This is a genomic window from Trichocoleus sp. FACHB-262 (assembly GCF_014696035.1).
In the GTDB taxonomy this organism is placed as follows: Bacteria; Cyanobacteriota; Cyanobacteriia; order FACHB-46; family FACHB-46; genus Trichocoleus.
This window is the reverse complement of record NZ_JACJPK010000017.1, coordinates 590,902-617,476: the sequence shown is the minus strand read 5'-3', so window position 1 is coordinate 617,476 and position 26,575 is coordinate 590,902. Positions and strand designations below refer to the sequence as shown.

Below are 26,575 nucleotides of genomic sequence, written 5' to 3'. Positions count from 1 at the left end.
GCTAAGATCTTGAGGGCGCTTGCCCCCAAATTCCCGCTGAGGGACGGTTGCGTCCTCCAAACCCCCTCCAAAAAGTTGCTAGCTGAATTTAGCTGGCTGATCAGCCGCTTCATAGACTTCATAATGGAGGAATGCAGAGACGAAACTTTATCTGGGCGGGTGCGGCAATTGTTGGCTCGGCCTGGGGCTTATCTTATTTACGTGGGAACTCAAGCGCTATGACAACTACCAACGAAAACTTTGAAATTACTAAAACAGAAGCAGAGTGGCGGCAGATTTTGACGCCGGAACAGTTTCAAGTGCTGCGTCAGCATGGAACAGAACGGGCTGGCACTAGCCCACTCGATAAGCAATATGGCAAAGGCACGTATATCTGTGCGGGCTGTGAGTTGCCACTATTTACTTCTGAAACTAAATTCGATAGCCGTACGGGTTGGCCTAGCTTCTACGCTCCGATTGAGGATGCGATCGCGACTACTACTGATAAGTCTTGGTTCATGACACGAGTGGAGGTACATTGCCGCCGTTGCGGGGGGCATCTCGGTCACGTGTTTGACGACGGTCCTCGGCCTACAGGGCAGCGCTACTGTATGAATGGAGTTTCACTAAAGTTTCTTCCTAGTCAGGCAACTTGAGACCTAACCCCCAACCCCTTCCCTACTAGGGAAGGGGAGACAGATTTATAGTTTTTTTGGCTTGGGAGAGTGGATTGGGGGAGATTGGTCTTAGCGATTTTGGGGGTCGAGTCCCATGAGCAACCGATAGCGATTGGTTTCAGGGATATAGCGTCGCCCCCGGATTTCATCTGGGATTTGATTACGAATCACCTGTCGCATGTCAGTCACGACTCGCGGCACAGTCGTAAAATAGCCATGCTCGGTGGGATCGGTAATGCGGGAGATGATATCGGTGCAGTCGATCGGGTAGACGTTGCGAGGCAGTTGTTGTGGTTGCATAGGGCCATCGGTGCCCAAGCGGGGAGAGTTCCCTTTTAGGGTGTCGCTAGCCCACAAAGCTAAGTCGTTGCGGTTGAAGTAGACGCTAGTGCGGCGAGTAATGCGAGGCAAGGAAAATAGCTTGTAGTCAAAATCGAAGGCATCATCATCTTCATCGGCTGCCGTTAGCAACACTTGATCAAAGATTCTAGGTAACTGAACGACTTGCTTTTTGACTTCTTGCAAGGCAGCTCGTAACACATAAGCCCCCATGCTATGAGCGATCAGGTGCAATCGTTGGTTGCAGCGGGGCTGAGAGTTCTGATTAATATCATTAATAAAATCAGCCATTTTTAAGAAGGCGCGTGCAAAGGCGACCCCAGAGGCCGCAGCATCTAGGCGATCGTTTTTGTAAGCGACAGCATGGCGCGATCGCGGATTGGTCAACAGCAAGGAACCATCCGACGGCCAGGAAAAGACACACATATTCAGCCGCAGGGGACGTGTCGGCTCAATGGGGTCGTTAGCTGTCAAAACTTGGTGTAGCCGAGCTGCCTGACTTAAAGCTCCGCGAAAGGAAGTATTGAAGCCATGAATAAAGATAATGGTATCTTCACCTGTCTGAGCCATCTGTTGACGCACCTGCTCAAAGATGGCTTGGCTACCCAACACAGGTGGGTCTGCCAATAAGTCCTCAGAAGCGACTCGAATCTGAATTTGATCAAAGTTGCTGCCTGACACCTCGGCTCGACCAAAGCGTAAATTTGCTAAACCATCGTCGCTAAAGTTACTACCAAAGTCATCAGGGTCTACGGCTCGATTAGGACGGCGGTTAGTAGCAAAGTAAATTCTAGTCATAGGCCAACTTTGAGTGACTGTTTTTTAGCGGTAGCACTGTCTGCAATCATGTGGTTAGGTTAAGCAGAATTGAGCAGTCTACCTGTAAAAAATCAGACCATAATCTAGGATGGCTTGGGAGAGATTGCACGCAGTTCTTAATACTTCTGTGGAGTTTGATGTAGTATCTGAAACAATGGTTTGAATATGTATTCCTAATTAATTTTTTTGTGTCTCACTTAACGAATTAATATTTTCTGGCACCGTTCCAGGCCTGATTCAAACTCTAAATTCTAAAGAATATCTGGATCGCAAACTATCTTTAAGAAGGGTAGTTTGCTGAAATTAAAGTTTATGAATCCTGTCTTGTTTCACTTGGCTTTTCCAGTAACTAACATTGCTCAAACCAAAGCCTTTTATGCGGAAGGATTGGGATGTACGGTGGGGCGCGAAAATGCTACCTCTGTGATCCTCAACTTATACGGGCATCAACTGGTAGCTCACACGACTTCTGAACCACTCACACCGCAACGGGGCATTTATCCCAGGCATTTTGGGCTGGTGTTTACCTCAGAATCCGATTGGGAAGAACTGCTAGAGCGATCGCAACAACGGCAACTGCGCTTTTATCAAGAACCAAAACGCCGCTTCACAGGTTTACCTCTAGAGCACCGTACCTTCTTTCTTGAAGATCCCTTTCACAATCTGCTGGAATTTAAGTTCTACTGCCATCCAGCGGCAATTTTTGGCGATCGCGACTTTGCTCAAGTGGGCGATCGCTAGAGCCAGAACCCTGGAGTGGCGTTTGGAGACAGGAAGCAACTGCCTGCAAACTTTGGGGATGAGACACCATCCAAGCATGGCTCGGCACCCAAACTGGCACACTTTGACCCACAGGCATCAGTGAACTATTCGCAGGCACAATCATCAAGTCTAGAGGGGTCCAAATGGAGGTGAAGTTGAGCTGTTTCAAGATCTCAGCATCTTGATTCAAGTCTTGTAAAAAAGCACTTCCAGGCCGCATTTGGACACAACCAGGTCGCTCGGAGCCATAGGCGAGCCAGGTACCTTGATGGGGTGAAGCAATGGTGACGAAGCGCTTGACTTGAGCGATGCCACCTAAGCGCTGCACGTAATAACGGCTAACGATGCCACCCATACTGAAGCCAACTAAGTCAAAGTGTTGCTCCGGTGCAAAAGTTCTAGCTACATAATTAGAAACTTGAGCTGCTAGATGTTCCAAGCCTAAATGACCGTTGTTAGGCGTTAAGCTAAGACTGTGGACTGAGTAACCTAATTGAGTTAAGTGACGAGACATGGAGTGAAAAACAGCTTCGGTGTCGTTAATGCCGTGAATTAGCAACACTGGATGGCGAAAACCCATGCAACTCCTTAATGTGTTCTGCTTACACTTCTAGCTTAGACAGTAGCGATCGCAATTTTGAGCTTGAGTTAGGACAGCTAACGGACTGGCTAAAGACAAAAGCTAAGGGTAAAAGCTAAGGGCAAATAGTTGATTCTGAGCAGCAACCTAAAAGTCTGAAAAGCAGTTTGGCTTAATCTAGCTCTTGGGAGATAAGTATTTGTACTCCTTATGCTGTCAATAAACTTTTGTAAATTAATGTTGAGTAATCTTGTGCTTTTGAATCAGAAAATTTCATAATTTTCATAATTAAATCAATCAGATTAAGCAGCTCTAAGTCTCAGCTAGCTTCAATCTTTCAGGTTTTCATTCAACTCATCAGGACCAACGGTAGGAGCGGGTATCATGTTCGGTTTTATTAAGAAACTAATTAATGGAATTTTGGCCTTTGTAACTAGCTTCTTGAACAAGAAGTCATCCGCAGATGCGCCCAGTGCTGTGCCACAGCCTAAGCGGAAGTCAGGCTATTTCATGGAATTTGATGACTCCTCAGCGAATGGGCAACCTGCCAAGATTGAAGCTGCGAAAGCTGAACCCGTGAAAACCCAACCTGCCAAGGTTGAAGCTCCCAAAGCGCCAGAGCCCGCTGCTCAACCTGGGAAGGCTGAAGCCAGAAAGGCTGCCAAGGCTGAGGCTGCGAAAACTGAAGCAACGCCACCCGCTCCTGCTCAGCCCGCTCCTGTCGCTACTAACAACCAGAACGGTCAAAAGCAGTCTGAACCTGCGATCGCATTTTCTAGCTTTGGCGATCGCCGTCGTCCTGGCCCTAACATGAGTTCCTTCTTGGATATGGCTCGCCAAGTTAAAGTTCCTACCTAGTTGCTAGGTTTTGAGGCTCTCCTCTCCTAATTTGCCTCTTTTAAGTCTTTTTCAACTTGACTGCAAAAATACCAAAGCGCTATAGAGCTGAAAAGCAGGGTCCCAATGGGTCTCTGCTTTTCTTTCTATGTCAATTTGCGGTTTGATGCGGCTTAAGGGGGGAATATGGTCTGCTGTAGTTTCAGCAAAGCCTGTGAAATCTGACCAAGTCTCTAGATTGGGCAATTTTTGATTCAGAAACGCGATCAGGTGGTTCCAGTTAATTCGAGTGGTGGTCTGGGACGTTACCTGGTCAGCGATCGCAGCATCTTCTTGAAACAGATAGTTACTGTCGCAGAACCGTAGGATGGACTGACGGCCCGGAATATGCAAGTCCCAAACATGCGCGTAGTCTTGGGTTTGCTCTTTCCATTGCAGCTTGCCCCAAGCTCCTTGATCGATCACATCGCCAAAAATAGGCAGGAGTCCTTCAACCCGCCGCGTCACCTCTGACCACTCAAAGGTGAGTGACCCGACTTGATCAAATTCGTTGTGGCAAACGACAGTAATTTGGGGAGCAACTGATTGAAAATGTAGGACGCGAAAGACGCGCAACTTTTCAATTTCAGCTAAACCCGCCCAATGCACAGGAATCTGAGCGTTACGTAGCTCTTGGCCATAGACTTGCAGTTCCCCAACTGGCCCAGTGCGGTACAGTTGCCAACTGCGACTGGGTAGTTGCATCCGGGCGGTATAGGCATCCAGCTTCATGATGCGAGCAAAATTCTGGGCGGCGACGTTTCTGGCTTCCCCCGTCACTGGGGCCAGCATCAAAAATCCGAGTTCTGTGTTGGCAGGGTCAGCCGTTGCTTCAGCGATCGCTTGTTGTCGTTGCGCTTTTACAATCGCTTCCACTCGTTGTATCCCTTGTCGAGCTTGCGTCGCCACTTTGGGATGCAGTGAGTTGCGGAGGAGCTGCCGATAAACTGTCTCAGCCGCTTCTAGCTTCCCTGATACTTCATGCATGCGCCCTAGATACAACTGCACCCAAGGATTCTCAGGCATGCGCTGTAGCAAGGTTTTCAGCAATTGGGCGGCAGTGCGATAGTCCTTGCTGTCAAAGGCAGCCGCTACTTGTTCCAGCTCAGTCATATATTTCTTCAGCTCACCCTGTCAATGTGGTGGAGATGGGACTCGGAGTGGCCTCAGCCACTGCAGCGACTAGAGAGAGGGCTACTAAGGGAGCGGTGACAGCTTTGAGAATGCGCTGCCCCAAGGACACAGGTTGATATCCTAGCGCGATCGCTTGCTCAACTTCCGCCTCTGTCCAGCCACCCTCTGGCCCAGTCACAATTACCATTGAGGATAGCGCAGACAGCGACGGTTGCTGATTCCCAAACCCTAAATCTCTCTGTAAGCAGTTCAACAGATGGGGGGCATCGTAGCGAGTGATGCACAAGTACCCAACAGCCTTAGGTGTGCCCGGAGTTGTCGCTAGCAATTGCTGAAGTTGAGGCGCTAGTGGGACGGGTTCCAGAATCGTAGGCACCACTTGTCGCTCGGACTGCTCCGCTGCTTCTTGAGCAATGCGCCGCCAACGTTCTAGTTTTTGGGGACTGGGATGCAGCAAGGTGCGATCGCTAATCACAGGCGCGATGCAGCTAATGCCTAGTTCGGTGGCTTGTCGTACCACCTCATCAAATCCACTGCCTTTCGGTAAAGCCACAACTAGCATGATTGCAATAGGCAACTCAGTATCAACCGTCAAAGTTTGAATAATCTGTGCTTCTAGTGATTGATCTGGGCTCGCCAATAGCTCTGCTAGCCACCACTGACCTTGTCCGTTCATGGCAATAAAGCGATCGCCAGAGCGGAGCCGCAAGACTCGACTCAAGTAATGCTGTTGCTCTGCGGTTAAGCAAATTTGTTCTTGATGCAGTTGAGTGGGCGCGATCGCCAATCGTTGCAACTCAGCCAAGCGATACTCCTAAGCCAACTTTTCTATCCTGCCACTTAGTGTTCTGATTTATCTATTTTTCGGCCTATTTTAAGGTTCAAAAGGTTTCTGGAACTGAGGTAGGTTTTGACCAGTGCTTAAGCCCGCTTTACATTCGCGTGAATCTACATAAGCTTTTTGCCAGAGCAGGGAAGTGAATCCAAAACATAAAAAAGAATGAAATGGTTGATTACTCAATGACTTCCGTACGATTACGGCTGTACTGGGACGGTTGATAGAACAAAGTTTGAGATAGAACCACCTCTCTCTAATCCCTAGAATTCAAACTTTATAATTTAGATTTCTTGGTTCAGGAAAACTACTAAAGATCTCTTTGCTTTTAGATAAAGTCAATCCTGGCAATGCTCATCATGAAGCAAACTAACTGATGATTCAAAAGCTGAACTCATGAAAATAAAATAATAGATTTTATATGGGAAGTTTTTAGCAACTTTTTATCTTCGGATCAGTTTATTCCACATGGGCACTGCTATCTATGGCAACCCCACTTACTTTGGCTGCATGTGGTCTCAGATTTAGCGATCGCCCTAGCTTATTACTCAATTCCTGTTTTGTTGCTTTACTTTATCCACAAGCGCCGCGACATTCCTTTTCCGTGGATTTTTCTGCTCTTTGGCGCTTTCATTATTGCTTGTGGAACCACCCATATCTTAGAGGTTTGGACCCTCTGGCATCCAATTTATTGGGTGTCTGGCACAATCAAGGCTTTCACCGCCATAGTGTCTCTCTTCACCGCTCTGGAACTAGGCCCACTAATGCCAAAACTCCTAGCTTTACCGAGTTCTGCCCAGTTAGAAAAAACTAATCGGGAATTAGAGAAACAGATTCTAGAACGTCAACAAGCGGAATTAGCACTCCAAGGCGCTCATAGCCAACTAGAGATTCGGGTGACAGAACGCACTGCAGCGCTCGCTCAGGTCAACAAGGAACTGAGGTTAGAAATTGCTGAGCGGCAACACATGGAAGCCACGCTGAGAGAGAGTGAGCAACGGTTTCGGGCAACTTTTGAACAAGCTGCGGTCGGGATCGGCCATGTTGGTTTGGATGGGCAATGGTTGCGGGTTAATCAAAAGCTCTGTGACATTGTTGGTTATAGCCGCTCAGAGCTACTCAATCTAACCTTTCAAGACATTACTCACCCTGATGACTTAGCCGCCGATTTGGGACATGTTCACCAAATTTTAGCTGGGACAATTTCGACTTTCTCGATGGAGAAGCGGTACATCTGCAAAGATGGCTCTACAAATTGGGTTAATTTAACTGTTTCACTGATGCGGGAAGCGACTCAGCCCAAATATTTCATTTCTGTGATTGAAGATATTTCTGAGCGGCGGCAGGCTGAGGCAAAACTACAAAAGTCTTTGAAAGAATTATCAGATATTAAGTTTGCTTTAGACCAAGCAGCGATCGTGGCTGCCACTGACCAAAAAGGTACGATTAATTATGTTAATGACACGTTCTGTGAACTATCCCAATACAGCAGAGAGGAACTGATTGGGAAAAACCATCGCCTGATTAACTCTAGTTATCATGACTTAGGTTTCTTTCAAAACTTTTGGGCCACGATCTCCAAGGGCAAAGTTTGGAAAGGGGAAATTAAGAACCGTGCTAAGGATGGTAGTTACTACTGGGTTGATACGACCATCGTGCCTTTCCTTAATGAACAGAGTCAGCCGTTTCAGTATCTTTCGATTCGTTTTGATATTACTAACCGTAAGCAAATCGAAGAAGATATGAGAACGTCGCTCCGAGAAAAAGAAGTTTTACTGAAGGAAATTCATCATCGGGTTAAAAATAACTTGCAAATTATTTCCAGTTTGTTGAATTTGCAAGCTCAGTATCTGAACGATAGTGCGGCGCTGGCTATTTTTAGGGAAAGCCAAAACCGAATTGAGTCAATGGCACTAATTCACGAGAAGTTATATCAGTCAAAAGATATGGCTCGAATTAATGCTTCTGAGTATATTTATGATCTTGTGACTAATTTGTTTTACACCTATGAAATTAATTCTGAGGCGATCGCCTTAAGAATTAATATAGATGAAATTTGGTTGGGTCTGGATACTGCGATCCCCTGCGGCCTAATTATTAACGAATTGGTATTAAATGCACTCAAGCACGCATTTCCCAAGGGGCACACTGGAGAAATTTGTATTTCTTTTGGTCTTAGAGATGCTCATCACCTGATGCTTGTGGTCAGTGATACTGGAGTTGGTCTTCCAAAAGATTTAGATTATCAAAACACCGATTCTTTAGGTTTGCAGTTAGTGAACGCACTAACTCAGCAGCTTGAGGGGGTTATTGAAATTAATCAGAGTAATGGCGTCAAATTTGAGATTGTGTTTTCTAACTAAAACTCACCTAGGAAAATGACAAGTATAAACATAATGGTGGTTGAGGATGAAAGCATTGTCGCCAAAGATCTGCAAAACAGATTGAAGAAATTTGGCTATGCAGTGCCTGTGGTTGCTGCTTCTGGTGAAGAAGCTATTTTGAGAGCGTCTGAGAGTCACTTGGATTTGGTCTTAATGGATATTCGCCTCAAAGGTGCGATCGATGGAATCGAAGCAGCTAGACAAATTCACCACCGCTTTCAACTACCAATTATTTACTTGACGGCCTACGCTGATGACGACACCTTAGCTCGTGCTAAACAAACTCAGCCGTACGGCTACATATTGAAACCCTTTAAAGAACGAGAACTAAATACAACGATCGAAATTACTTTAGCCAGGCATCGGTTAGAGAGGCAGTTGCAAGAGCGAGAGCAGTGGCTGTCAACTGTTTTGAGAAGCATCGCTGATGCTGTGATTACGATTGACACGACAGGGTTGATTACGTTCATGAACCCCGTGGCTGAAAGTTTGACTGGCTGGCAGCAAGCCCAAGCTCTTGGGAAGCCCGCGATCGCTGTTTTTCAAACCGAGGATGAAGCCACTCAGAGCATCCTCCAGCAGCCCATCAGCAGCTTCTTTGACGCCAGCCTGGGCATGAAAACTGCTGTAGAAACCAGCCTCAGATGCAGTGACGGCCAAGATATTCCCATTGAGTACAGTATTACGCCGCTACAGAACGACCAACACTTAGTAATGGGCGCTATTTTAGTGTTCCGCGATCGCACAGAGCAACTCAAAGCCAAGGCAGCAATCCGCCAGCAGGCTGAACAAGCTCGGCTCGTAGCAGAATTACAAAAACTGAATCAACTCAAAGATGACTTTTTGAGCACGGTGTCCCATGAGCTACGGACACCGATGTCAAACATGAAAATGGCGCTGCAAATGTTGACGATCGCTACCAACGCTGAACGCCAACAGCGGTATTTGGAAATCTTAAAAGCAGAATGTGCTCGTGAAATTGACCTAATCAACGACCTACTGGATTTACAGCGTTTAGAAGCAGCATCTTATCCCACGTTTCTCGTAGAGGCGCTCAATTTACAGGATTGGTTCTCTAGCTTAATTGAGCCTTTCCGTTCCCGCCTGCAAGAACATCAACAGGTGATCAAGATTGACCTGCCAGAAAACTTTCCGCCCTTAATTACCGATCGCGCCAGCTTAGAGCGCATGTTAGTCGAATTATTGAATAATGCTTGCAAGTACACCCCGGCGGGTGGCCAAATTATTCTGAAGGCAGAGCAGGTGACTAGTACTTCACCACCTTTTGAGTCAGTTCCTCTCACTTGCCTAATTATTCAAAATCAAGCCGAAATTCCCCCAACAGAACTCCTGCGAATTTTTGATAAGTTTTATCGGGTTCCCCATGCTGACCCGTGGAAGCAAGGAGGTACTGGTTTAGGCCTAGCCTTAGTCAAGCGGCTCGTAGAGCAGCTACAAGGTAACATTCAAGTCGAGAGCAGCCACGGGTGGACAGTTTTTACGATGCAGCTACCACCCTTGAATTTAGTGACCAATCCAGAAAGCTAAGGCTCAGGATGGGCTTAAGCTACGCTGACTTGTGAGGTGTCTACTGCCTGGGTGCCGTCCACTTTGGCTGCCATACCTGTGATGTGTTCCAGAATCTCTGAGTTAGGCACAGAGCCTTTGAGGATAATCGTGCCCCCGTTCTGGTCAATTTCTAAGCTGTCAATTTCACTAATCTGGGGATCACGATCGAAGGCGATCGCAACTCGCTTCGCCAAACCCGCTGGGTCATATTCACCTTCAAGACCCATATGCTCTGGAGCAGGCGGAGGTTGATGCATACCCGCTTTCTCTCGGAGTTCTAAGTCATACTCACCTGTAAGCCCAGGAGTCATCCCCGCTTCGTCTGGGTGCTTCTGAGTCTCCGACTGGAATTTTTTACTGCACTCCTGCCCAAAGTGCCGTTCTAGCCAAGTCATAATTCCACCCCATAGGAGAGATAGGTTCTCGTATCCTCTATTACAAACTGGATGAGCCTAGTGTGGCATCTCTCGTTTGGTATGAGATGAAGGCGGAAAGAAGTTAGGAGTCAAGAAGCGAGAAAAGAAAAATCTCGAAACACTTACAATTACGTTCGTTTGCAGGGGATTTGGGGGACGCAACCGTCCCTCAGCGGGGGGTTGGGGGCGAGTGCCCCCAAGGTTCGGATTTCGTAGATCTTAATGTAGATCTTAAGAACTACGGCTTTTGGTTGGCTTGCACATAAGCTGCGATCGCTTCGGTAGCCAGTTGAGACACCTTTTTACCTTGCTGAGTGGCCATCGCTTGCAGACTGGCATAAAGGTCTTCTCGAACCGTAATGCGGCGGCGGATTTTGCCAAGCCCATCAGTCTCGCTCACAGTAGCGATCGCTTCATCGTTAGCAGTGCTGATGGTAGCGGCGTAGCTACTCACAAGCTCAGGCGGTTCAGATTGGTAAGCTACAGCAAACTGCCGAATTGCCTCTAACCCAACGCGATTGCAGAAATCGCCAAAGCTCTCTTCGGGTGTGCGAGATTGCTTGAAGTAGACAAAAATTGGTTCTAGCCCAATTTCTAAGTCATTGATGTGGAGCTTTTCCACATAAGGCTGAGATAAGCGGGTTTGGTTCGGAGAAGCCCCCAGCCAAACTTGGTAATGCTCCGGAGCACTGCCCACAAAACCGAGTTCTGCCAGGTAAGGACGGGCGCAGCCGTTAGGGCAACCTGTCATCCGAATAATAAAGTGCTCTTGCTCCAGACCCACTTTGTCTAGCAGGGTGCGAATCCGCTCCAGAATTTCTGGCATAATTCGCTCAGATTCAGTGACAGCCAAACCACAAGTCGGCAAAGCAGGGCAAGCCATCGAATAGCGAACCAGAGAGTCGATCTGATCGGGATCAACTTGTACGCCACAGCGATCGAATATTGCTTGAATGGCGGCGCGATCGCTAGGAGCAATGTCATACAGGAGCACATCTTGGCTACCCGTCAGCAAGATGGGCAGATTATACTGCTTCACCACTTCTCGCAACGCAGTTCTCAGTTGGAAGGTCCCTTCATCTTTGATGCGGCCATTCTCCACAGAGATGCCGAGAAATAGCTTGCCATCTCCCTGTTCTTGCCAGCCGAGAAAATCTAGATACTTAAATTCGGGTAACGGCTTGAAGGGTTGCAATGGCTTGCCAAAGTACTGCTCCACTTCGCTGCGGAACTTGTCAACCCCCCACTCTTCCATCAGGTATTTTAGGCGGGAGTGACGGCGATCGCTGCGGTTGCCATTGTCTCGCTGCGTCGCCACAATCGCTTTGACTGCCTCGTAAATGTCGGCTTTATCGACATAACCTAGCGGATCGGCAATGCGAGGAAAAGTGTCTTCTTTGCCGTGGGTACGGCCCAAACCGCCACCTGCCAGAATATTGAACCCTTCTAACTCGCCTTGCTCATTGGTAATCACCACCAAGCTCAAGTCTTGCGAGTACAGGTCGATGGAGTTATCTCCGGGAATCGTGACCGCAATTTTGAATTTGCGAGGCATGTAGTAGGTGCCGTAGATCGGCTCCTCACTGTCATGAAAAATGGTGCCATTACCGTTTTGTTGCCGAGCTGCCTTAACCTCTGGACGCTCCTCAGCACTGACAAACTTTTCGCCATCCAACCAAATTTCGTAATAAGCGCCTGTTTGGGGGGTGAGTAAGTCGGCAATGCTGTTGGCGTACTCATGAGCGTAGATATACTCAGGCCGATTTTTGTAGGGCGCGGGTGGTGCCATGACGTTGCGATTCAGGTCGCCACAAGCTCCTAGTGTGGAACCCATACTCTTGACAATCGAGGCGATCGCGGCTCGCAGATTTTTCTTTAGGATGCCGTGGAGTTGAAATCCCTGGCGGGTCGTAGCGCGCAAGGTGCCATTGCCATAGTCGTCTGACAATTGGTCCAAAGTCAGGTAGAGCTGGGGGGGAATAAAGCCACCTGGACTCCGAGTCCGCAGCATAAACTGGTAGTCTTTCTCCTGCCCTTTAACCCGGTTGTCCCGATTGTCCTGCTGATAGGAACCGTGAAACTTCAGGATTTGAATCGCATCTTCTGTAAAACAATTAGTATCGAGTAGCAATTCACTGGCAACAGGTTCACGTAAAAATTGGCTACGTTCCTTAAGACCTTCTACCTTAGAAGGTTTGCGAGCCACGGGAGTCGGAGTCGGAGTTTTAACCATCGGAGTTGCGGTACGAATTGAAAATAGTCAGAGGTGTGGAATACAACCAAACGTTGCAGTTAAAGTCAGGTCTGAACCATAAAGCCTTTAGTTAGTTCAGAGCCTCAGTAGTTCTAAGCTTTTTGATTTCCGGTAATCCGCCCGGAATTACGGTCAATGTATCTATTTTATCATTGCATTTGCTGGGTCAACCTGCTTGTCAGGAATTTTGCATGAAAGTCCACCCTAACTTACGGGAAAAGGAAGTTCTAAACCAAGCAGATTCAAGTCTAACGCTAGCCAACTTTACCCATTCAAGTTGTAACCCAGTAAGTTGATGATATCGCTTCAGAATTTCTCTGTAAACTCGTGTGAAGCAAAGCGAGAGAGCAGAGCCACAACCAGCGAACTCAGCATTACATTGACAAGCACTCCTTGTCTTTTGGAGTAACTTGCTCAAAACAAATATTTCGCTGTTATACAACTACTGTAAGCAAAATCCTTAAGTTCAAGGTGATGGCTAGGTTTGTTGTTGAAAATCAAGCCATCAAACTCAAAAATATTATTTATTGAGCTAACTTTTAGTAATTAAAAAAGCTCCTAACTTTGATGTTAGGAGCTGACTAAAGCTGAGTTGAATTACTATTCAGTCTTGCTGAGCTGATGTAGAGTTGCTGAAAGGCTGCATCAGAACTAACGGTTAAAAACTAGCAGATGAATGCCTACAACTTAGCCTGTTGTCATAGCGGTCTTCGAGACAATATTAAGCCTAAGTAGCTTCAGTGAGTTTAGAAGCGTAGACCTGCACCAGCTTGGAAGCTTAGAGAATCGGCAGGGCCATTTTGGTAAGCGTTAATGCCCCACTTGGTGTTACCGTAAACCACTACATCTTTGGTGACTTTGGATTCAACACCAGCAGTCAATATAACTGCATCATCGTTACCTACTGGGGTTGGCTGGCCGTTTGCTTCCACAAAGGAATAGCCAACACCGCCATAAACTTGGGTATTTTTAGTGATCCCTTTGTCATAGGTGATCATCGGAATGATAGCGCTAGTGTCATCGCTGTAAATAACAGAACCGCGCAGAGAAACGGGAGCTTTGCGGAGGCCGAAGCGACCATCAATCGTGCCGCCAAAGGTTGCAGCATCGTTGTTTTGGCCACCGTTGGTGACACCTGCCGCTACACCTGCACCAACATAGCTATCACTGAATCCTTTTCTAGGTTGAGCAGAAGCAGAACCAGCAGAAAGTAGAGGTGCGATCGCAATAACAGACAAAGCAGAAAAAGCAGCAATAGATTTCAGAGAGAGTGTCATTTTGGTTCCCTCAAAGGGTGAAGTTAATGTTTGCGTTCCTGAATTTATAGTCGAAGAACCTGCTTGGAAAGTTCCAGGATAAATTGACTTAATTTCAGATTTCTAGAGGTAGCAGATCTGGGATTTTTGACTCTCTAAAAAGACTGGCCAGCTCAGAATTTTCACCTTCAAAGCAAAAAAACCATTATCTATGTTTTCTAGATAAAGGTTTGCTGGATGTGATCCGATATGTCTAATCTAGCGTGTCGGATTAGTTTGAGTTGGTTGACACAGTCGCTTTCTCAACTGGCACAGATAGCATCAAGTCAAATTAATAGATGCCACTAGCAAGAAGCTACTCCGAGCACTAGGTTTTCTGATGAAGAATACATAATATCCAAACCAAGAAATTGGCCTCCGGATATTTATTGAAAATAGATTAATTAGATTGAGAAAATAAATGAAAGTCTGGTGAGATTACCGAACCTCAGAAGATTTTTCGTCGTCCTCTGACTCTAATTGCGCCTTAGAGACCACGACTAAGTTAGGCAGCCCATCTAACTTTTCTTCGATAACGGTTTCAGGCGCGGACGGTGCAAAAATAGTTAATCCTTGCGGGACACACTCTAGTTCGATGGGAGTTGTACCAATTAGTTCCCCATCCAAAACTACCTTCTGGGGAGGCTGAGTTGAAACTTTCAGACGTTTTGCTCTCAAATAGCCAATGTCATCCCGCTCGGTGGCGTTGCCAGTCAGGGCAGATTGCAGCAGATGATAGGAAGCTGCGATCGCCCCTGCCACATTGCGGGGAGCCACTACCGTTAGGTCAAGCAAACCATCATCGAAAATCACCCCAGCGGGTCCCTGCGCCAGAATTGAAGTGGGTGGGGCTGCATTGGCCACGGTAATCGCTGAAGCGGAAACTTGAATGATTTGGTCATCTGTTTCAATTTCTGCGTCAAAGGCAGGTAGCTGCCCCAGTTGCTTGACTCCGGCTAGGATGTAAGCCAGCATACCCAAGCGATTTTTAGAAGTGCGGTCTGCTTGTTCAACCGTTTCAGCTTCAAAGCCAATCCCAGCTAGCAGGAGCATGGGTTTGCCATTACAGTAAGCCGCATCTACCTTTTTAGTTTCTCCGGCCAAGATGGTGGCGCAAGCAGCTTCAATGCTGTCAGGAATGCCGAGTGCATTGGCAAAGGCGTTAGCGGTGCCTCGTGAAATCACCCCCAGAGGAATATCGGTACCTACCAGAGCGGCTGCGGTCGCGGATAAAGTACCATCCCCGCCAGAGGCGATTAAAGCTTCCACGCCTCGCTGCACCGCGTTATAGGCGAGCTGATCCGCATCGACTGTCTTGGTCGTCGATAGAATCTCTAGCTCCATCTCTGGCTCCAGCAAAGCCCGAATTTTAGCTAAATCTTGGGCTGGATCGCTTTGGCCAGCAATGGGATTGAAAATGAGGCAAGCTGAGCGGATCATAGGGATGCAGACGGGGGCTGTAGATGAAAGGTTGCAAACGTCTCTATTTCAAGTCTTAGAACTTGAAAGCTAAACGCCATCCTTCTCGGGAGGCGTTGTTAGGATATCTGTATGAGCGCGATCGCCCAAAAAGCTGAAACTCCCAATTTATAAAGCTTATGCCCGACCCATTAATGTACAGGCAGGACCATTTTGTGGTTTTGGCAGCTAATCAGCCAGAACAATTTCTCACGGCTGCTGAACTGCTCAGCAAGCTGGAGGCGATTTTAGCCCAACGCCAAGACAGCCTGCCTCAAGATTTGCAGAAGCTTAGCTCTATCCCAGACCAGGCCCAATATCTGCTAGACACTTCTTGCGAACTCGATATGGGGCCTGGGGATTTTTTGCAGTGGTATGTAGTCAGACTGGAAAAGTAAGGAACGTGGGGGTTGCAATTGCTCAGTCAGTGGCTTGAGGCTGGGCTGGGGGTGCAGTAATCAGAGCCACTTCAATCTGACGCTCTACTGGTTGGGTTAGTTGGACTCGAATGCCAGGACCAAAAAAACCTTCTATTTTTGCTTGCCTCTGCTGCCAAGTTTCCAAGGAAATGAGCGGAGAATTGAACTCCAAAACCAAGGCATAAGCGGCATCAATTTGCGTTTCCCGAATGCCAATCAGCTCAGGACGCTCCTCATTGGTAGGGCTTAACCCTAGGTGGCTCAGCGAAGAGTCTAAATGAGCAGATTGGCCGTACCGATAGCGAGTCACATCTTTACGAATCTGATTCTGGGTTGTGGTGGCTTGCTGATCCCGTAGCTCAGCGATCGCTGGTGGTGTGGGTTGTGTATAAGGAACTGGCTTGAGTTCTGAAGCTATCAGCGCCAACCCTCCTAGAAGTAGCGGAATGCCATAGAAGAATCCCACAAGATTTAAGGTGGCGTTACTAGAAAAGTAAGCTACAAAACCGATTAAGGTTAGAGCCCCACCTACTCCTAATCCCAGCGTTCCTAGAGAAGTTTGACGTAACATATTTGTTAATGAGATGAATTAAGCGGTGTGCAAAGTTAACCTTTATATCATTACCTTTACAGGAAGTTTGGTGGACCTAAGCTCCGACAATTTTTCTCTGAAGCCTAAAGTTTCTTGCCAAAAAGCAGAGCTAGAGGCCAGAAATCAGAGCTAGAAGATTGTGGTTAGCAAAGTGAGCGTTCATGAATAGCGAGATATGCTGGAGGTGCCGAGGCGCGATCGCCCACTTCAGCGGGAGGTATTCTGGGGAGGCTTGGCCATCTAACTCATCTTTATGGTTCATCTAGGTTCATCTAGATAGTATGAGTGCCACTCTCAGCGAATGTGATTCAGTCCCTCTTTACGGTCTTCAGTAGGTCCGAGCCATGATCAAAGACGAAAAGCAGCCATCCGCAACCAAAGGCAAATTATTAGAGCAGATTGATTCTCTCAAGCGAGAAGACGAAACGCTCTACAACATCTTGGCCGTGGATGTTTGGGCACTGGCTAAAACTATGGATGAGTTCCAGCCAGGATTTTGGGCCGCTTTTATGAAAAATCGCGAGAAGGCACTCAAGCGCTTTATCACTGAAGTAATGCGGACTAAGACAGGTGATAGCAAGCGACCACCTTTTCTGCACTAGTCCTTCACTATTTCTGCGCTCGTCTATCCTGAGACTGAGGCATTTCTATATTAATTAGTGTTACCAATTCAAGGTAAATCACAGGCTGAATCCCAGTGACTTGCAGCTCTTAACCTGGGCTAGGTCATAAGAATAGAGTTGAGTCCGTGACTAGGGCCGAAGATGGTTTATCTTACTTAATAGAAGTAAATATAAAGATACAAAAATGAACGCCGAAACCATTAAAGAGCGGATTACGCTGATTAAGAGCAAGCGGGAAACTTTACTAAGATTACTAGAACAGCCTGATTTAGGAACTCTGAGAATTGATGTGAATCAGGCCTTAGAAGAGATGGATGATTTGATTGACGAATTTCAACGAACCTTCCCAGAAGCAGGAAATCTCTAAACCTCCATCGCCTTAACCCCTTGCCTGGAACGATTTATCTTCCAGGCAGTAAAGGTTGTGGATGCTTAGGCACTCGCATTCTTAGCTGCTTGCCCTAGTTCTTTCACCAAAGCTACAAGTTCATGAGTCGCAACGTCTTTCTTGCAGAAAGCGTCAATTTTGGCTGTTTGAATCATCACCTCTGTTTGAGGATCGTCTACTGATGAGTAAGCGATGATGCGAATATTGGGAGCAAAGCTTTTAATCTGGGTGGATGCGCTTAAACCATCCAAAACTGGCATTTGTAAATCAATAATAATTACATCAGGGTGCTGATGCTTAACCAGCTCAACTGCTTCTTGACCATTACTCGCTAGACCAACCAGTTCAATGTTGGATTGGTTCTGTAAAGCCAGCTTGAGGCTGAGTCGAGTCAACTCATGATCATCGACAACAAGGACACGGAGGGCAGAGCGCATACAGGATAACATGACTACTCAGTCAAGTAAGAGACATTTCAGATTTAGACAATTTTAGTCTAGTAGTAGGCACTACTGAAATCCCTCTACCGTTGGGGCGAATCGCAAGAAGGAATTTCCGGCTAGCGGGTGACTGCCAAAATCACGGTGGTTTAGGTGGGATTTTATACCTTAAAAACTATTTTTGATGGTCTTGATAGTTATCTCATGTTTAGCAGCTTAAGCATTGAGTTATACAGGCAAGGTGGCGTTCCTAAGCCGCTTCTTAAGTTGCTTAAGTTGTTGAGCTGGCTGCCATCTCCATGAGAATTTTTTGCGAGCTGAGTTCTGGACAGTCCGCGGCGGGGCGACGTTGAATGTAGCGGCCATTTGGTTGTAGTTCCCAGGCATGGCGGTTGTCGGAGAGCATGGTTCCCAAGATTTCTTGTAAGTCTTTTTTCAGGTCTGGGTCTTCAATGGATACGACTGCTTCTACACGGCGGTCTAGGTTGCGTGGCATCCAGTCGGCACTGCCAATAAAGACTTCATCTTCCCCTCCGTTGTGGAAGTAAAAGATACGGGAGTGCTCTAGGAAACGGCCTACGATACTAACAACACGGATGTTGTCGCTGACACCTTTGATGCCAGGTCTGAGGCAACAGATGCCACGAATGATCAGGTCAATTTGGACCCCTGCTTGAGAAGCTTCGTATAAAGCCACCATAATTCGCTTGTCTACCAAAGCGTTCATTTTGGCGACAATGCGACTAGGCAACCCGTTTTTGCAGTTTTCAATTTCTCGGTAGATCAAGCTCAACATGCGATCGCGCAAGTTAACTGGAGCGACTAACAACTTGCGATAGGACTGTTGGCGGGAATAGCCCGTTAGATAATTGAACAGATCGGTTAAATCAGCTCCTAACTCATCGCGACAGCTCAACAAACCAATATCGGTGTAGATGCGTGCTGTTTTGGGGTTGTAATTTCCGGTACCAATGTGGACATAGCGACGAATGCGGTTCTCTTCCCGGCGCACTACCAAGGCAATTTTGGTATGGGTTTTCAGTCCTACTAGGCCATAAACAACGTGCACGCCGACTTTTTCCAGCTTGCGGGCCCAGTTGATATTGTTTTCTTCGTCAAAGCGAGCTTTGAGTTCTACTAAAACAGCTACTTGCTTGCCATTTTCAGCAGCAGCAATCAGGGCGTTGAGAATGGGCGAGTCTCCAGAGGTGCGGTAGAGCGTCATTTTGATCGCCAGCACGTCTGGATCATGGGCGGCATGGGTAATGAAGCGCTGCACCGTCCCCGAAAACGATTGGTACGGGTGATGTACCATCAAGTCTTGCTTCCGAATCAAGCTGAAGAAATCTTCGCCATCTTCTCCTTCTGAGCCATTGCGATCGCTTGTAGGTTGACTCAAGCGCCGCAAACGAGCTGGGACAACGGGAGACCAAGGAGCATCTTTAAGATCTGGCCGTGGCAAGGCCAAAAAAGACATCAGATCGCTCAGTCCCAGCATGCCTTCCACTTCGTAGACATCGCTTTCCTCGAGCGACATCTCCTGAATCAACATTTCTCGTACTGCTGGGGGAGTGGAAGATTGAATCTCCAAACGCACCACGGAACCGCCAAACCGCCGCTTCCGTAATTCCTGCTCGATCGCGAGCATCAAATCATCGGCTTCATCTTCTTCCAATTCGAGGTCGGCATTGCGGGTAATCCGGAAGGGATAGTACTCTTGGATGTTCATGCCTGGAAACAAAGACTCCAGGTTATGAGCGACTACTTGCTCCAGTGGCACTCCTGTCCAAGCTCCGCCTTGGCCCTTGGGCTGTAGCTGTAAGTTTTCTGGTAACTGCAAGAAGCGGGGTAGCACTTTAGGAACTTTGACGCGGGCGAAAAATTCTTCCTCCGTCTCTGGATCTTGAATCACCACCGCTAAGTTGAGGCTGAGATTGGAAATGTAGGGGAAGGGATGGCTCGGATCAACAGCCAAAGGTGTGAGCACTGGAAAAATTTGCTCTTCAAAGTAGCGCTGCAAATAAACCCGCTGCTCTTGGTTTAAGTCCATGTAGTCGAGCAGATAAATGCCTTGGTTGGCGAGTTGGGGCCGTAAGGCTTGCTCAAAATGCCGATGCTGCTTGATCACCATAGGACGGAGGCGATCGCAGATGGCATCCAGTTGCTCTTGAGGATTGCGCCCCTCTGAGGTGAGCTGGCTGACCTTCGCTTCTACTTGCTGTTTTAGTGCTGCCACCCGCACCATAAAATACTCATCCAAGTTTGAGCTAAAAATAGCCATAAACTTGCAGCGCTCTATTAGCGGGGTGCGAGGGTCAAAGGCTTCATGCAAGACCCGGTTATTAAACTCCAGCCAACTCATCTCGCGGCTGAAATAATACTGGGAGTCAGTGAGGCTGGGCTCAGCAATGATCTTTTTAGTTTTCGGCATGGTTCTGAGGCAATCACGGCAGCGTTATCTGGACAGCAGGAGTAGCAGCGTCACAAGCCAGCTCGCTTAAAACACTTGGTCTTCCATCCCTATCCACCATTCTCCTAAATTCATTAGAGATTGGTGGATGTCAGCTAGCTCATTAGCATATTCATCGGCGGGTATGCTGTCTCGCCGCTCTTGCAGTTTTTGCAAGCGTAATTGCAACAGTAGCCAGGGCTTGGCCATACCATTGGTGGCCTCAATATACTGAGCGATCTCGTTGCTATTCATTGCTAAATTTATAACTAATTTTCTTAAGCTATTTCATTGTAAGGATTGATGCTGCTGAAACACGGCCAAACAGAAAACAGCCACGAAATAAAACGTGACTGTTTGAGTGTGGTTGCAGTTGATTTGGCTCAGCTCATGACTGAGAAAACTGTCAACTGCTGCGATTGAGAGCCAGTCGTTTAAGCCGCTGCTGCCAAGTTTTGAGAAACGAAGTCCCAGTTCACGACGTTCTCTAAGAAGGCTTGAATGAAGTCAGGACGACGGTTTTGGTAGTCGAGGTAGTAGGCATGTTCCCAAACATCCAAGGTTAAGAGGGGAGTTTGGCCGTGAGCGAGCGGGTTTTCAGCATTGGGGGTCTTCGTGACCTTGAGGGTGCCGTTATCAAGCGCCAACCAAGCCCAACCGCTACCAAACTGAGTTGTGGCTGCGTTCTTGAACTCTTCAACGAACTTATCGAAGCTGCCAAAGTCAGCATTGATTTTGTCTGATAGAGCGCCGCTGGGAGAACCACCACCGCTGGGCTTCAGGCTGTGCCAAAAAAAGGTGTGGTTCCAGACTTGAGCCGCGTTGTTGAATACACCGACTTTGTCTGGGTTTTTGAAGGTGGCCTGGATCACTTCTTCCAGCGATTTATCCGCCAACTCAGTGTCTTGGGTGAACTTGTTCAGGTTAGCGACGTAACCTGCGTGGTGCTTGTCGTGGTGGAACTCTAGGGTGCGCGCTGAGATATAAGGTTCTAGCGCGTTGTAGTCGTAAGGTAAAGGGGGAAGTTCAAAGGCCATGTGTTCAATCCTCTCCGAATGGCTGGTGGAGCGATCGCGGGTAGCAAGCCCAATTCAATCGGCGATCGCTTCTATCCAATGCTGCATGACAGCACTGGTAGAGACAGCAATTTACGATAGGATTTTATATCAAAAGTCCGGTGAGAGCTAGAGCAAACCCGGAATCCTAATCATTTAGCCTATTTCAAAGCTTTATTCAGGGCGTTAAAGCTTTAAGTCGACGGCAATTCGATGGGCACAGGCAAAGCCAGAGAAAGCGACCGCATTAAGTCCTTGCCCCGGAAAAGTGCTGTCGCCCACACAGTACAGCCCTGGCACTGCAGTACGATTGAAGGGCATACCCAACAGTCCCAACAATTTGCGCTTAGGGATAGGGCCATAGGTGCCGTCTTGCCGCCCTAGGAAGCGGCGGTGAGTCCGAGGGGTGCCCACTTCTTGGTAGTCCAGTGCTTGCTCTAACCCAGGAAAAATCTTCTCTAATCGTTGTACTAGAGCTGCTGCGGCTGCTTCTTTTTTTTCTTCGTAGTCACTGGGAGATAATCCTTGCCATTCCTCCAGGTAACTGGGAGTAAAGGTATGGATGATGTGATGATCTGGAGGTGCTAAGTCAGGGTCGAGCAAAGTAGGGATCGAGACGAAAATCGTACTTTGAGATTGCTCCATCCGCTGCCAGTCTTCCAATAGAATGTGATGGCATTCCGTGTCAGTCGGCAAGGCTTCGGCTTTCACCCCTAAATGCAAGCTGAGAAAACTAGGAGATTTTTGATAACGTTGTTGCCACTTCTTCTCAGCAATGGGCATTTTGTCGGTTGGTAGCAGATGCTCGAAGGTATCCCAGCGGGTGGCATTAGAAACGATTCGCTTAGCTCGATAAACCTTGCCAGAAGCGAGTTCTACTCCGACTGCTCGGCCATTCTCCATCAAGATCTGCTTGACTCTGGCTTTGTACTGAATCTGACTTCCCGCTTTCTCTAAGCCTTCGACCAATTTTTGGGCAATTTGACCGACACCGCCTTTAGGGTAGTTGATGCCGCCATAATGGCGATCGCTAAACACCATTCCCGCATTGATCATCGGAGTTTTATCAGCTGGAACTACAGACCAGCAGTAGCACTCCATGTCGATAAATTTCAACAGTGCCGGATCTTTGATGTAGCGGCGGGCAATATCTCCGACATTTTGGGGCAAATACTGGACCAATCCCAAACAAGCCAAGGGATGCTGAAAAAACACGCGCGTCAAATAGCGAGGTTCTTCCAACGACAGCAAATCCATCGCATTGAGACAGTTAAAGACTTTCCAGCATTCATCGTAAAACTGCCGAATGCCCTCGCGCTCGTGGGGAAACTTGGCAATTAGTTCTTGCAAGAACTTCTCATAGTCTCGGTGAACTTTTAGATCTAACCCGTCGGGTAGGTGGTAGTGAATTTGCACTGGGTCTGGAATCGTTTCCAGACTCATATCCACCGCCTGCAAGGCTCGCGTCAGCAAATTTGTAGTGCCTTGCTGACCAAAGCCAAAAATCATCGAGGCTCCCACATCAAACCGATACCCAGCCCGCTCGAAATAGCCAGCGCTCCCCCCAGGAATCAAGTAACGCTCTAAGACTAATACTTGGGCTCCTTTAGCCGCGAGTTGAGTCGCTGTTACTAAACCGCCAATCCCAGAGCCAATGACGATAGCATCAAATTCTGTGGACTCAGCAAAGGCACTTTGACCAGAAGCAACGGGAGATGTATTGAAAGCAGGCATGACCCAAGGAGATTGCAGAACAGTGCAGGAAGCAGGTAATCAGGACTAAAACAACGAGTTGGCGATCGCAACTCACCTTTGCCAGTCCACCCGCTCCTCTGTTCAGTGTATCTGAGTCTGTATATCTATAACGGCGATCACCATAACGGCAATCATGGCCGTGATCAGCAGTGATCAATCGGGGCGATCGCTAAATTGACAACGAAAATATAACCAAAAAAGAGGGGACCAGTCTGCTGCCGCTAACCGATCCCACCTGCCGATCCTTAGAGAGGAGAACACTTGAAGTTAATATAATCTTATTGAAAATGATTGTCAATCACTAATGAAAATGAATTGCAACAAGTATGATGAATTTTCGGTGGCGATTGCATCAGAATCCGATGAAGTGCCCTTAGTGGTTCGCATCTATGCAGAGGGGAAAGGAGTATCATAGTGAACGCTTGAGACCTGGCAATTTCTACCTCTTTAACTTCTGGCTATGGCTTTGCAACTGCGAGTTTATGTTCCGCCCCATCCTTTAATTAAGCACTGGCTCGCTGTAGCCCGTGACATTTCGACTCCCCCCGCCCTCTTTCGCAGTGCCATGACCGAGTTAGGGCGCTGGCTAACCTACGAAGCCATCCGGGACTGGTTGCCTACCGTAGAAACCACGGTGGAAACTCCCCTCAGTCCTTGTGCTGCCACGTTTGTAAACCCAGAAGTACCGGTTGTGGTAGTGCCGATTCTGCGAGCAGGTTTAGCACTATTAGATGGAGCGCAAGCTCTGTTGCCCTTGGCCTCAATTTATCATTTGGGTTTTGTGCGAGATGAAACTACCCTAGAAGCCAGTTGCTATCTCAACAAGTTGCCAGAAGTATTCCCACCCGAAACCCATGTCTTAATTAGTGAACCGATGTTGGCAACGGGTGGCACCATTATGTCAACAATGGCAGAATTGACCCGTCGAGGGATTGATCCAGCTTTCACCCGCATTATTTCTGTAGTAACGGCTCCTCCAGCTTTACAAAAGCTGAGCACGGCCTATCCCAGCTTGACGATCTACGCAGCTGCCATTGATGAAGGGACGAATAGCCACGGCTTTATTGTGCCAGGGCTAGGAGATGCGGGCGATCGCACCTTTGGCACTTAGGGCTTCCCTACTCCATGAATTCGTAGTAGTTACGCTAAGCTGAACACTAAAGCAGGACAGTACAAGATGAGCAATCGAGACGGTTTCACAGGCGGCTTTATCGCAGGAGCCCTCTTTGGCGGCATTGTGGGTGGCATTCTAGGCACCCTCCTGACTTCCAATCGCTTGCAAGAGTCGCTTCCCGGTGATGACGCTTTGAGCGGTAAAGGTAAAAAACGCAATCTCAAGCCTCCCACCGAGCAGAGCATTGAAGCGTCCCGTCGTGGCTTAGAAGACAAAATTGCCCAGCTTAACGAAGCCATTGATGATGTGCGCGAGCAACTCAGCACTGTAAACGGCAGACCAGAAGAACGCGAAGTGGTGGGTTGGGAAGAGCAGGCCCAGCGCGATCGCTAACCGAAGCGTGTCAAACCAAAAGTTTCAAATAGTTGTCCTGCCAACTCAAGCAACAAGCTGTAATACTTCCCAAGGTGTAACTTCTGCTTGACCAATCTCGAAGGCACTGATATTCGTTAAAGTAAATTCAAGCCTAGATTGCTTGTATCTCTTCTAGAAGGAAGCCAGATTATTTATGAATTCCTCAGTAGCGTTGCTGACTGATACCTTTGCTACTTTCTTGAATATCTATGTGGTTCTGTTGATTTTCCGGATTCTTTTAAGCTGGTTTCCTAACATTAGCTGGTCTGATCCACCGTTCTCCATTGTGAGCCAGTTAACTGATCCTTACCTCAACTTATTCCGCTCTTTTATCCCTCCCTTGGGTGGCATGGATTTCTCCCCAATTTTGGCTATTTTCCTGCTGCAATTTTTGGCTCAAATTTTCAGCAGCTTGCAGCAGGGTTCCTACGGGATCTAAACGTGGAATTAGAGCTGCCTGTCGTTAAAGCAAGTTGACTCAATCGCTCAACTAACGACGGACCTTGCCAGTAAAACCTGCCGCCTTGAACTGCTTTAGCTTTAAAGGAGTAGGTTGGCTGGCTGGAACAGTAATCCTCAATTGAAAATCGCTGACACCCGGTGGCAACTCATCAATAGAGCCCAATCGGGTACGATTTTGCATGACTAGATCATTATTGGCATCGTAAATGCGGCCAAAGATATCTGCATTAATCACAGGCTTGCCGGAATCGTTTTGAGCTTTGCCAGTCACCAGAAAGCAGTTGGCGGGCATGGCTGCACCGCCACTCGTGACAGTTCCCTCGGCTAACTCCGCCGGACATTCATGATAAGAAATGTCAAACAACTTAATTTGGGTGAGTGCGATCGCAGCAGGACTCACCAGCCAACTGCCTACCGAGAATAGGCAAGCAATCACAAGGACAGCAAAGGCCCGAAAGCGCATAAACTTCACTGTAATGACTCAATAACGACTAGGTGAGCTGATTGTAAAGCAGCCTAAACTCAGCTTAGCGTGAATTGGCTCTAAACCTTTTCAGTTCACTGATCCTGCTTCGCTCAGTCCTTCTGTAATAATAGAAATTTAATCTTCGCTGTAAAAAGTTAATATTTTTATTAATGATTGGTGCGAAGTTCAACTCCTAAAAGCTCATTAAAAACTCCAAAGATGACTCTCAAAATTTTGGCGCTTTGATAGTAAAGCTGATTGATCAGCACGGAGTGATGTAGGAGTAGACATTGGTTTTGAGGTTGGTTCATCCACTTTAGCTACCATCTGCCATGACCAAAGCTGAGATTGAAGCGGTCCTACAAGCAGCATTTAGCCGATGTGATGCCGTCAACTACCCGCTCAATGAGCAACAAAAGCAAATTCTGCTGGGCCTGGTAGTGGAATTAGAGCGCTTACAGCGCCAAAGCAACAATGGCGGTGATCACAGTGAAGCGAATCCGCTGGATGAATTGACCGCTGAGCAACGAAGGCTTCTCCTAGAATTTGTCAGAGAGCAAGAGCAACAAAACCATCCCTGGAAAATTAAGCTGCTCAACGATTGGCTACACAATCGCAACTCCGCCTCAATGCAATTTATTCGAGAGTTGTACGGTCCTCAGTGGCTCAATCGAGTTCAACCTAAGCATGTGGCTGCCTACGCCGAGCTAGACAATCGCGAAACCTTAAAGGTCAAAGTGGGCGATCGCATTGAAGTTTGCAATAGCCTCTGGGAATGGGTCCAAGAATCAGGCCCCTGCGCCCCGGAATGGTTTCCTTGCACCGTCATTGGCATCGCTGAAAAAGACGACAACGGCCAAGCCTACACCAGTTGCCTGATCCGCTTCGACAGCGGCATGGAATACGAAATCCAAGGCATCTACCGCTGGAACCGCTACAACTGGCGCTGGCCTAATACATAAGTTAACTTTTTGCAGGGGGTCTGAGGGACGCAACCGTCCTTCAGCGGGGGTTTAGGGGC

The 26,575-nt window shown here is 47.6% G+C and carries 28 protein-coding genes; 12 read left to right on the top strand and 16 right to left on the bottom strand.

All coding sequences use genetic code 11. The features are described 5' to 3' along the window. The first annotated feature begins 218 nt into the window (after window positions 1–218). Window positions 219–635, top strand: a complete 417-nt coding sequence (gene msrB / locus H6F68_RS03875; RefSeq protein ID WP_399312741.1) for a peptide-methionine (R)-S-oxide reductase MsrB — start codon at window positions 219–221, stop codon at window positions 633–635. Between the two features lie 90 nt (window positions 636–725). Here the strand turns inward: msrB and H6F68_RS03870 are convergent, their stop codons facing one another. Then, on the bottom strand, window positions 726–1,793 hold the full coding sequence (locus tag H6F68_RS03870; protein WP_190556565.1) for an alpha/beta fold hydrolase: 1,068 nt from the start codon (window positions 1,791–1,793) through the stop codon (window positions 726–728). A 333-nt stretch (window positions 1,794–2,126) separates the two neighbouring features. Between H6F68_RS03870 and H6F68_RS03865 the strand changes: the two genes are divergently transcribed. After that, window positions 2,127–2,555: a VOC family protein gene (locus H6F68_RS03865; protein WP_190556563.1), complete on the top strand. Its 429-nt coding sequence runs from the start codon at window positions 2,127–2,129 to the stop codon at window positions 2,553–2,555. Here the strand turns inward: H6F68_RS03865 and H6F68_RS03860 are convergent. Continuing rightward, window positions 2,488–3,156: a triacylglycerol lipase gene (locus tag H6F68_RS03860; RefSeq protein ID WP_190556561.1), complete on the bottom strand. Its 669-nt coding sequence runs from the start codon at window positions 3,154–3,156 to the stop codon at window positions 2,488–2,490. The genes H6F68_RS03865 and H6F68_RS03860 overlap by 68 nt on opposite strands. 384 nt (window positions 3,157–3,540) lie before the next feature. Here H6F68_RS03860 and H6F68_RS03855 point away from each other — a divergent pair, with 384 nt between their 5' ends. Next, on the top strand, window positions 3,541–4,014 hold the full coding sequence (locus H6F68_RS03855; protein WP_190556559.1) for a hypothetical protein: 474 nt from the start codon (window positions 3,541–3,543) through the stop codon (window positions 4,012–4,014). A gap of 51 nt (window positions 4,015–4,065) precedes the next feature. Here the strand turns inward: H6F68_RS03855 and H6F68_RS03850 are convergent, their stop codons facing one another. Both H6F68_RS03850 and H6F68_RS03845 read right to left on the bottom strand, forming a co-directional pair. Further along, window positions 4,066–5,145: a tetratricopeptide repeat protein gene (locus tag H6F68_RS03850; protein ID WP_190556557.1), complete on the bottom strand. Its 1,080-nt coding sequence runs from the start codon at window positions 5,143–5,145 to the stop codon at window positions 4,066–4,068. Between the two features lie 13 nt (window positions 5,146–5,158). Next, a complete protein-coding gene (locus H6F68_RS03845) occupies window positions 5,159–5,971 on the bottom strand; it encodes a 16S rRNA (uracil(1498)-N(3))-methyltransferase (protein ID WP_190556555.1) in 813 nt (270 codons plus the stop codon). Between the two features lie 542 nt (window positions 5,972–6,513). On the opposite strand from H6F68_RS03845, the gene H6F68_RS03840 reads away from it, so the two are divergent. Together H6F68_RS03840 and H6F68_RS03835 are read left to right on the top strand one after the other, a co-directional pair. Continuing rightward, window positions 6,514–8,364, top strand: coding sequence for a sensor histidine kinase (locus H6F68_RS03840; RefSeq protein WP_190556553.1), 1,851 nt, complete (start codon window positions 6,514–6,516; stop codon window positions 8,362–8,364). Window positions 8,365–8,397: 33 nt separating this feature from the next. Beyond that, on the top strand, window positions 8,398–9,933 hold the full coding sequence (locus tag H6F68_RS03835) for a response regulator (protein WP_242065317.1): 1,536 nt from the start codon (window positions 8,398–8,400) through the stop codon (window positions 9,931–9,933). A gap of 14 nt (window positions 9,934–9,947) precedes the next feature. Here H6F68_RS03835 and H6F68_RS03830 read toward each other — a convergent pair whose 3' ends face one another. From H6F68_RS03830 to H6F68_RS03815, 4 genes are all read right to left on the bottom strand, one after another. After that, window positions 9,948–10,349, bottom strand: coding sequence for a BON domain-containing protein (locus H6F68_RS03830; protein ID WP_190556549.1), 402 nt, complete (start codon window positions 10,347–10,349; stop codon window positions 9,948–9,950). A gap of 259 nt (window positions 10,350–10,608) precedes the next feature. Continuing rightward, window positions 10,609–12,603, bottom strand: coding sequence for a sulfite reductase, ferredoxin dependent (gene sir, locus H6F68_RS03825; protein WP_190556547.1), 1,995 nt, complete (start codon window positions 12,601–12,603; stop codon window positions 10,609–10,611). Window positions 12,604–13,370: 767 nt separating this feature from the next. Further along, window positions 13,371–13,901: a hypothetical protein gene (locus tag H6F68_RS03820; RefSeq protein WP_190431156.1), complete on the bottom strand. Its 531-nt coding sequence runs from the start codon at window positions 13,899–13,901 to the stop codon at window positions 13,371–13,373. Between the two features lie 456 nt (window positions 13,902–14,357). Further along, the gene (locus H6F68_RS03815) at window positions 14,358–15,359 is read right to left on the bottom strand and encodes a YegS/Rv2252/BmrU family lipid kinase (RefSeq protein ID WP_190431157.1); all 1,002 of its coding nucleotides are present in this window, start codon (window positions 15,357–15,359) and stop codon (window positions 14,358–14,360) included. Between the two features lie 158 nt (window positions 15,360–15,517). Here H6F68_RS03815 and H6F68_RS03810 point away from each other — a divergent pair, with 158 nt between their 5' ends. Continuing rightward, complete coding sequence (locus tag H6F68_RS03810; protein ID WP_190431158.1) at window positions 15,518–15,775, top strand: chlororespiratory reduction protein 7; 258 nt, start codon at window positions 15,518–15,520, stop codon at window positions 15,773–15,775. A 22-nt stretch (window positions 15,776–15,797) separates the two neighbouring features. On the opposite strand, the gene H6F68_RS03805 is transcribed toward H6F68_RS03810, so the two are convergent. Continuing rightward, window positions 15,798–16,367, bottom strand: coding sequence for a DUF2854 domain-containing protein (locus tag H6F68_RS03805; protein WP_190554344.1), 570 nt, complete (start codon window positions 16,365–16,367; stop codon window positions 15,798–15,800). A gap of 130 nt (window positions 16,368–16,497) precedes the next feature. Continuing rightward, window positions 16,498–16,650: a hypothetical protein gene (locus tag H6F68_RS03800; RefSeq protein WP_190431160.1), complete on the bottom strand. Its 153-nt coding sequence runs from the start codon at window positions 16,648–16,650 to the stop codon at window positions 16,498–16,500. Window positions 16,651–16,732: 82 nt separating this feature from the next. Here H6F68_RS03800 and H6F68_RS03795 point away from each other — a divergent pair, with 82 nt between their 5' ends. Further along, the gene (locus tag H6F68_RS03795) at window positions 16,733–16,990 is read left to right on the top strand and encodes a hypothetical protein (RefSeq protein WP_190554345.1); all 258 of its coding nucleotides are present in this window, start codon (window positions 16,733–16,735) and stop codon (window positions 16,988–16,990) included. A gap of 205 nt (window positions 16,991–17,195) precedes the next feature. Next, a complete protein-coding gene (locus H6F68_RS03790) occupies window positions 17,196–17,378 on the top strand; it encodes a hypothetical protein (protein ID WP_190431162.1) in 183 nt (60 codons plus the stop codon). Window positions 17,379–17,443: 65 nt separating this feature from the next. Here the strand turns inward: H6F68_RS03790 and H6F68_RS03785 are convergent, their stop codons facing one another. The 5 genes from H6F68_RS03785 to crtH form a co-directional block, all read right to left on the bottom strand. Continuing rightward, window positions 17,444–17,848, bottom strand: coding sequence for a response regulator transcription factor (locus H6F68_RS03785; protein WP_190431163.1), 405 nt, complete (start codon window positions 17,846–17,848; stop codon window positions 17,444–17,446). Between the two features lie 262 nt (window positions 17,849–18,110). Continuing rightward, window positions 18,111–20,270, bottom strand: a complete 2,160-nt coding sequence (gene ppk1 / locus H6F68_RS03780) for a polyphosphate kinase 1 (protein ID WP_190556545.1) — start codon at window positions 20,268–20,270, stop codon at window positions 18,111–18,113. Window positions 20,271–20,336: 66 nt separating this feature from the next. After that, complete coding sequence (locus H6F68_RS03775; RefSeq protein WP_190431165.1) at window positions 20,337–20,543, bottom strand: hypothetical protein; 207 nt, start codon at window positions 20,541–20,543, stop codon at window positions 20,337–20,339. A gap of 179 nt (window positions 20,544–20,722) precedes the next feature. After that, on the bottom strand, window positions 20,723–21,325 hold the full coding sequence (locus H6F68_RS03770; RefSeq protein ID WP_190431166.1) for a superoxide dismutase: 603 nt from the start codon (window positions 21,323–21,325) through the stop codon (window positions 20,723–20,725). A 204-nt stretch (window positions 21,326–21,529) separates the two neighbouring features. Then, window positions 21,530–23,077 (bottom strand): carotenoid isomerase, encoded by a 1,548-nt coding sequence (gene crtH / locus H6F68_RS03765; RefSeq protein ID WP_190556542.1) that lies wholly within the window; start codon window positions 23,075–23,077, stop codon window positions 21,530–21,532. 481 nt (window positions 23,078–23,558) lie between these two features. Here crtH and upp point away from each other — a divergent pair, with 481 nt between their 5' ends. The 3 genes from upp (at window position 23,559) to H6F68_RS03750 (ending at window position 25,065) form a co-directional block, all read left to right on the top strand. Next, entirely contained in the window at window positions 23,559–24,209 is a 651-nt protein-coding gene (gene upp / locus H6F68_RS03760; protein WP_190431170.1) for a uracil phosphoribosyltransferase, read from the top strand. 66 nt (window positions 24,210–24,275) lie between these two features. Next, window positions 24,276–24,605 (top strand): hypothetical protein, encoded by a 330-nt coding sequence (locus tag H6F68_RS03755; RefSeq protein WP_190431171.1) that lies wholly within the window; start codon window positions 24,276–24,278, stop codon window positions 24,603–24,605. Between the two features lie 175 nt (window positions 24,606–24,780). Beyond that, entirely contained in the window at window positions 24,781–25,065 is a 285-nt protein-coding gene (locus H6F68_RS03750; protein WP_190431172.1) for a YggT family protein, read from the top strand. A 51-nt stretch (window positions 25,066–25,116) separates the two neighbouring features. Here the strand turns inward: H6F68_RS03750 and H6F68_RS03745 are convergent, their stop codons facing one another. Next, on the bottom strand, window positions 25,117–25,551 hold the full coding sequence (locus tag H6F68_RS03745) for a hypothetical protein (RefSeq protein WP_190554430.1): 435 nt from the start codon (window positions 25,549–25,551) through the stop codon (window positions 25,117–25,119). A 335-nt stretch (window positions 25,552–25,886) separates the two neighbouring features. Here H6F68_RS03745 and H6F68_RS03740 point away from each other — a divergent pair, with 335 nt between their 5' ends. Beyond that, on the top strand, window positions 25,887–26,516 hold the full coding sequence (locus tag H6F68_RS03740) for a hypothetical protein (protein WP_190556540.1): 630 nt from the start codon (window positions 25,887–25,889) through the stop codon (window positions 26,514–26,516). The last annotated feature ends 59 nt before the right edge of the window (window positions 26,517–26,575 follow it).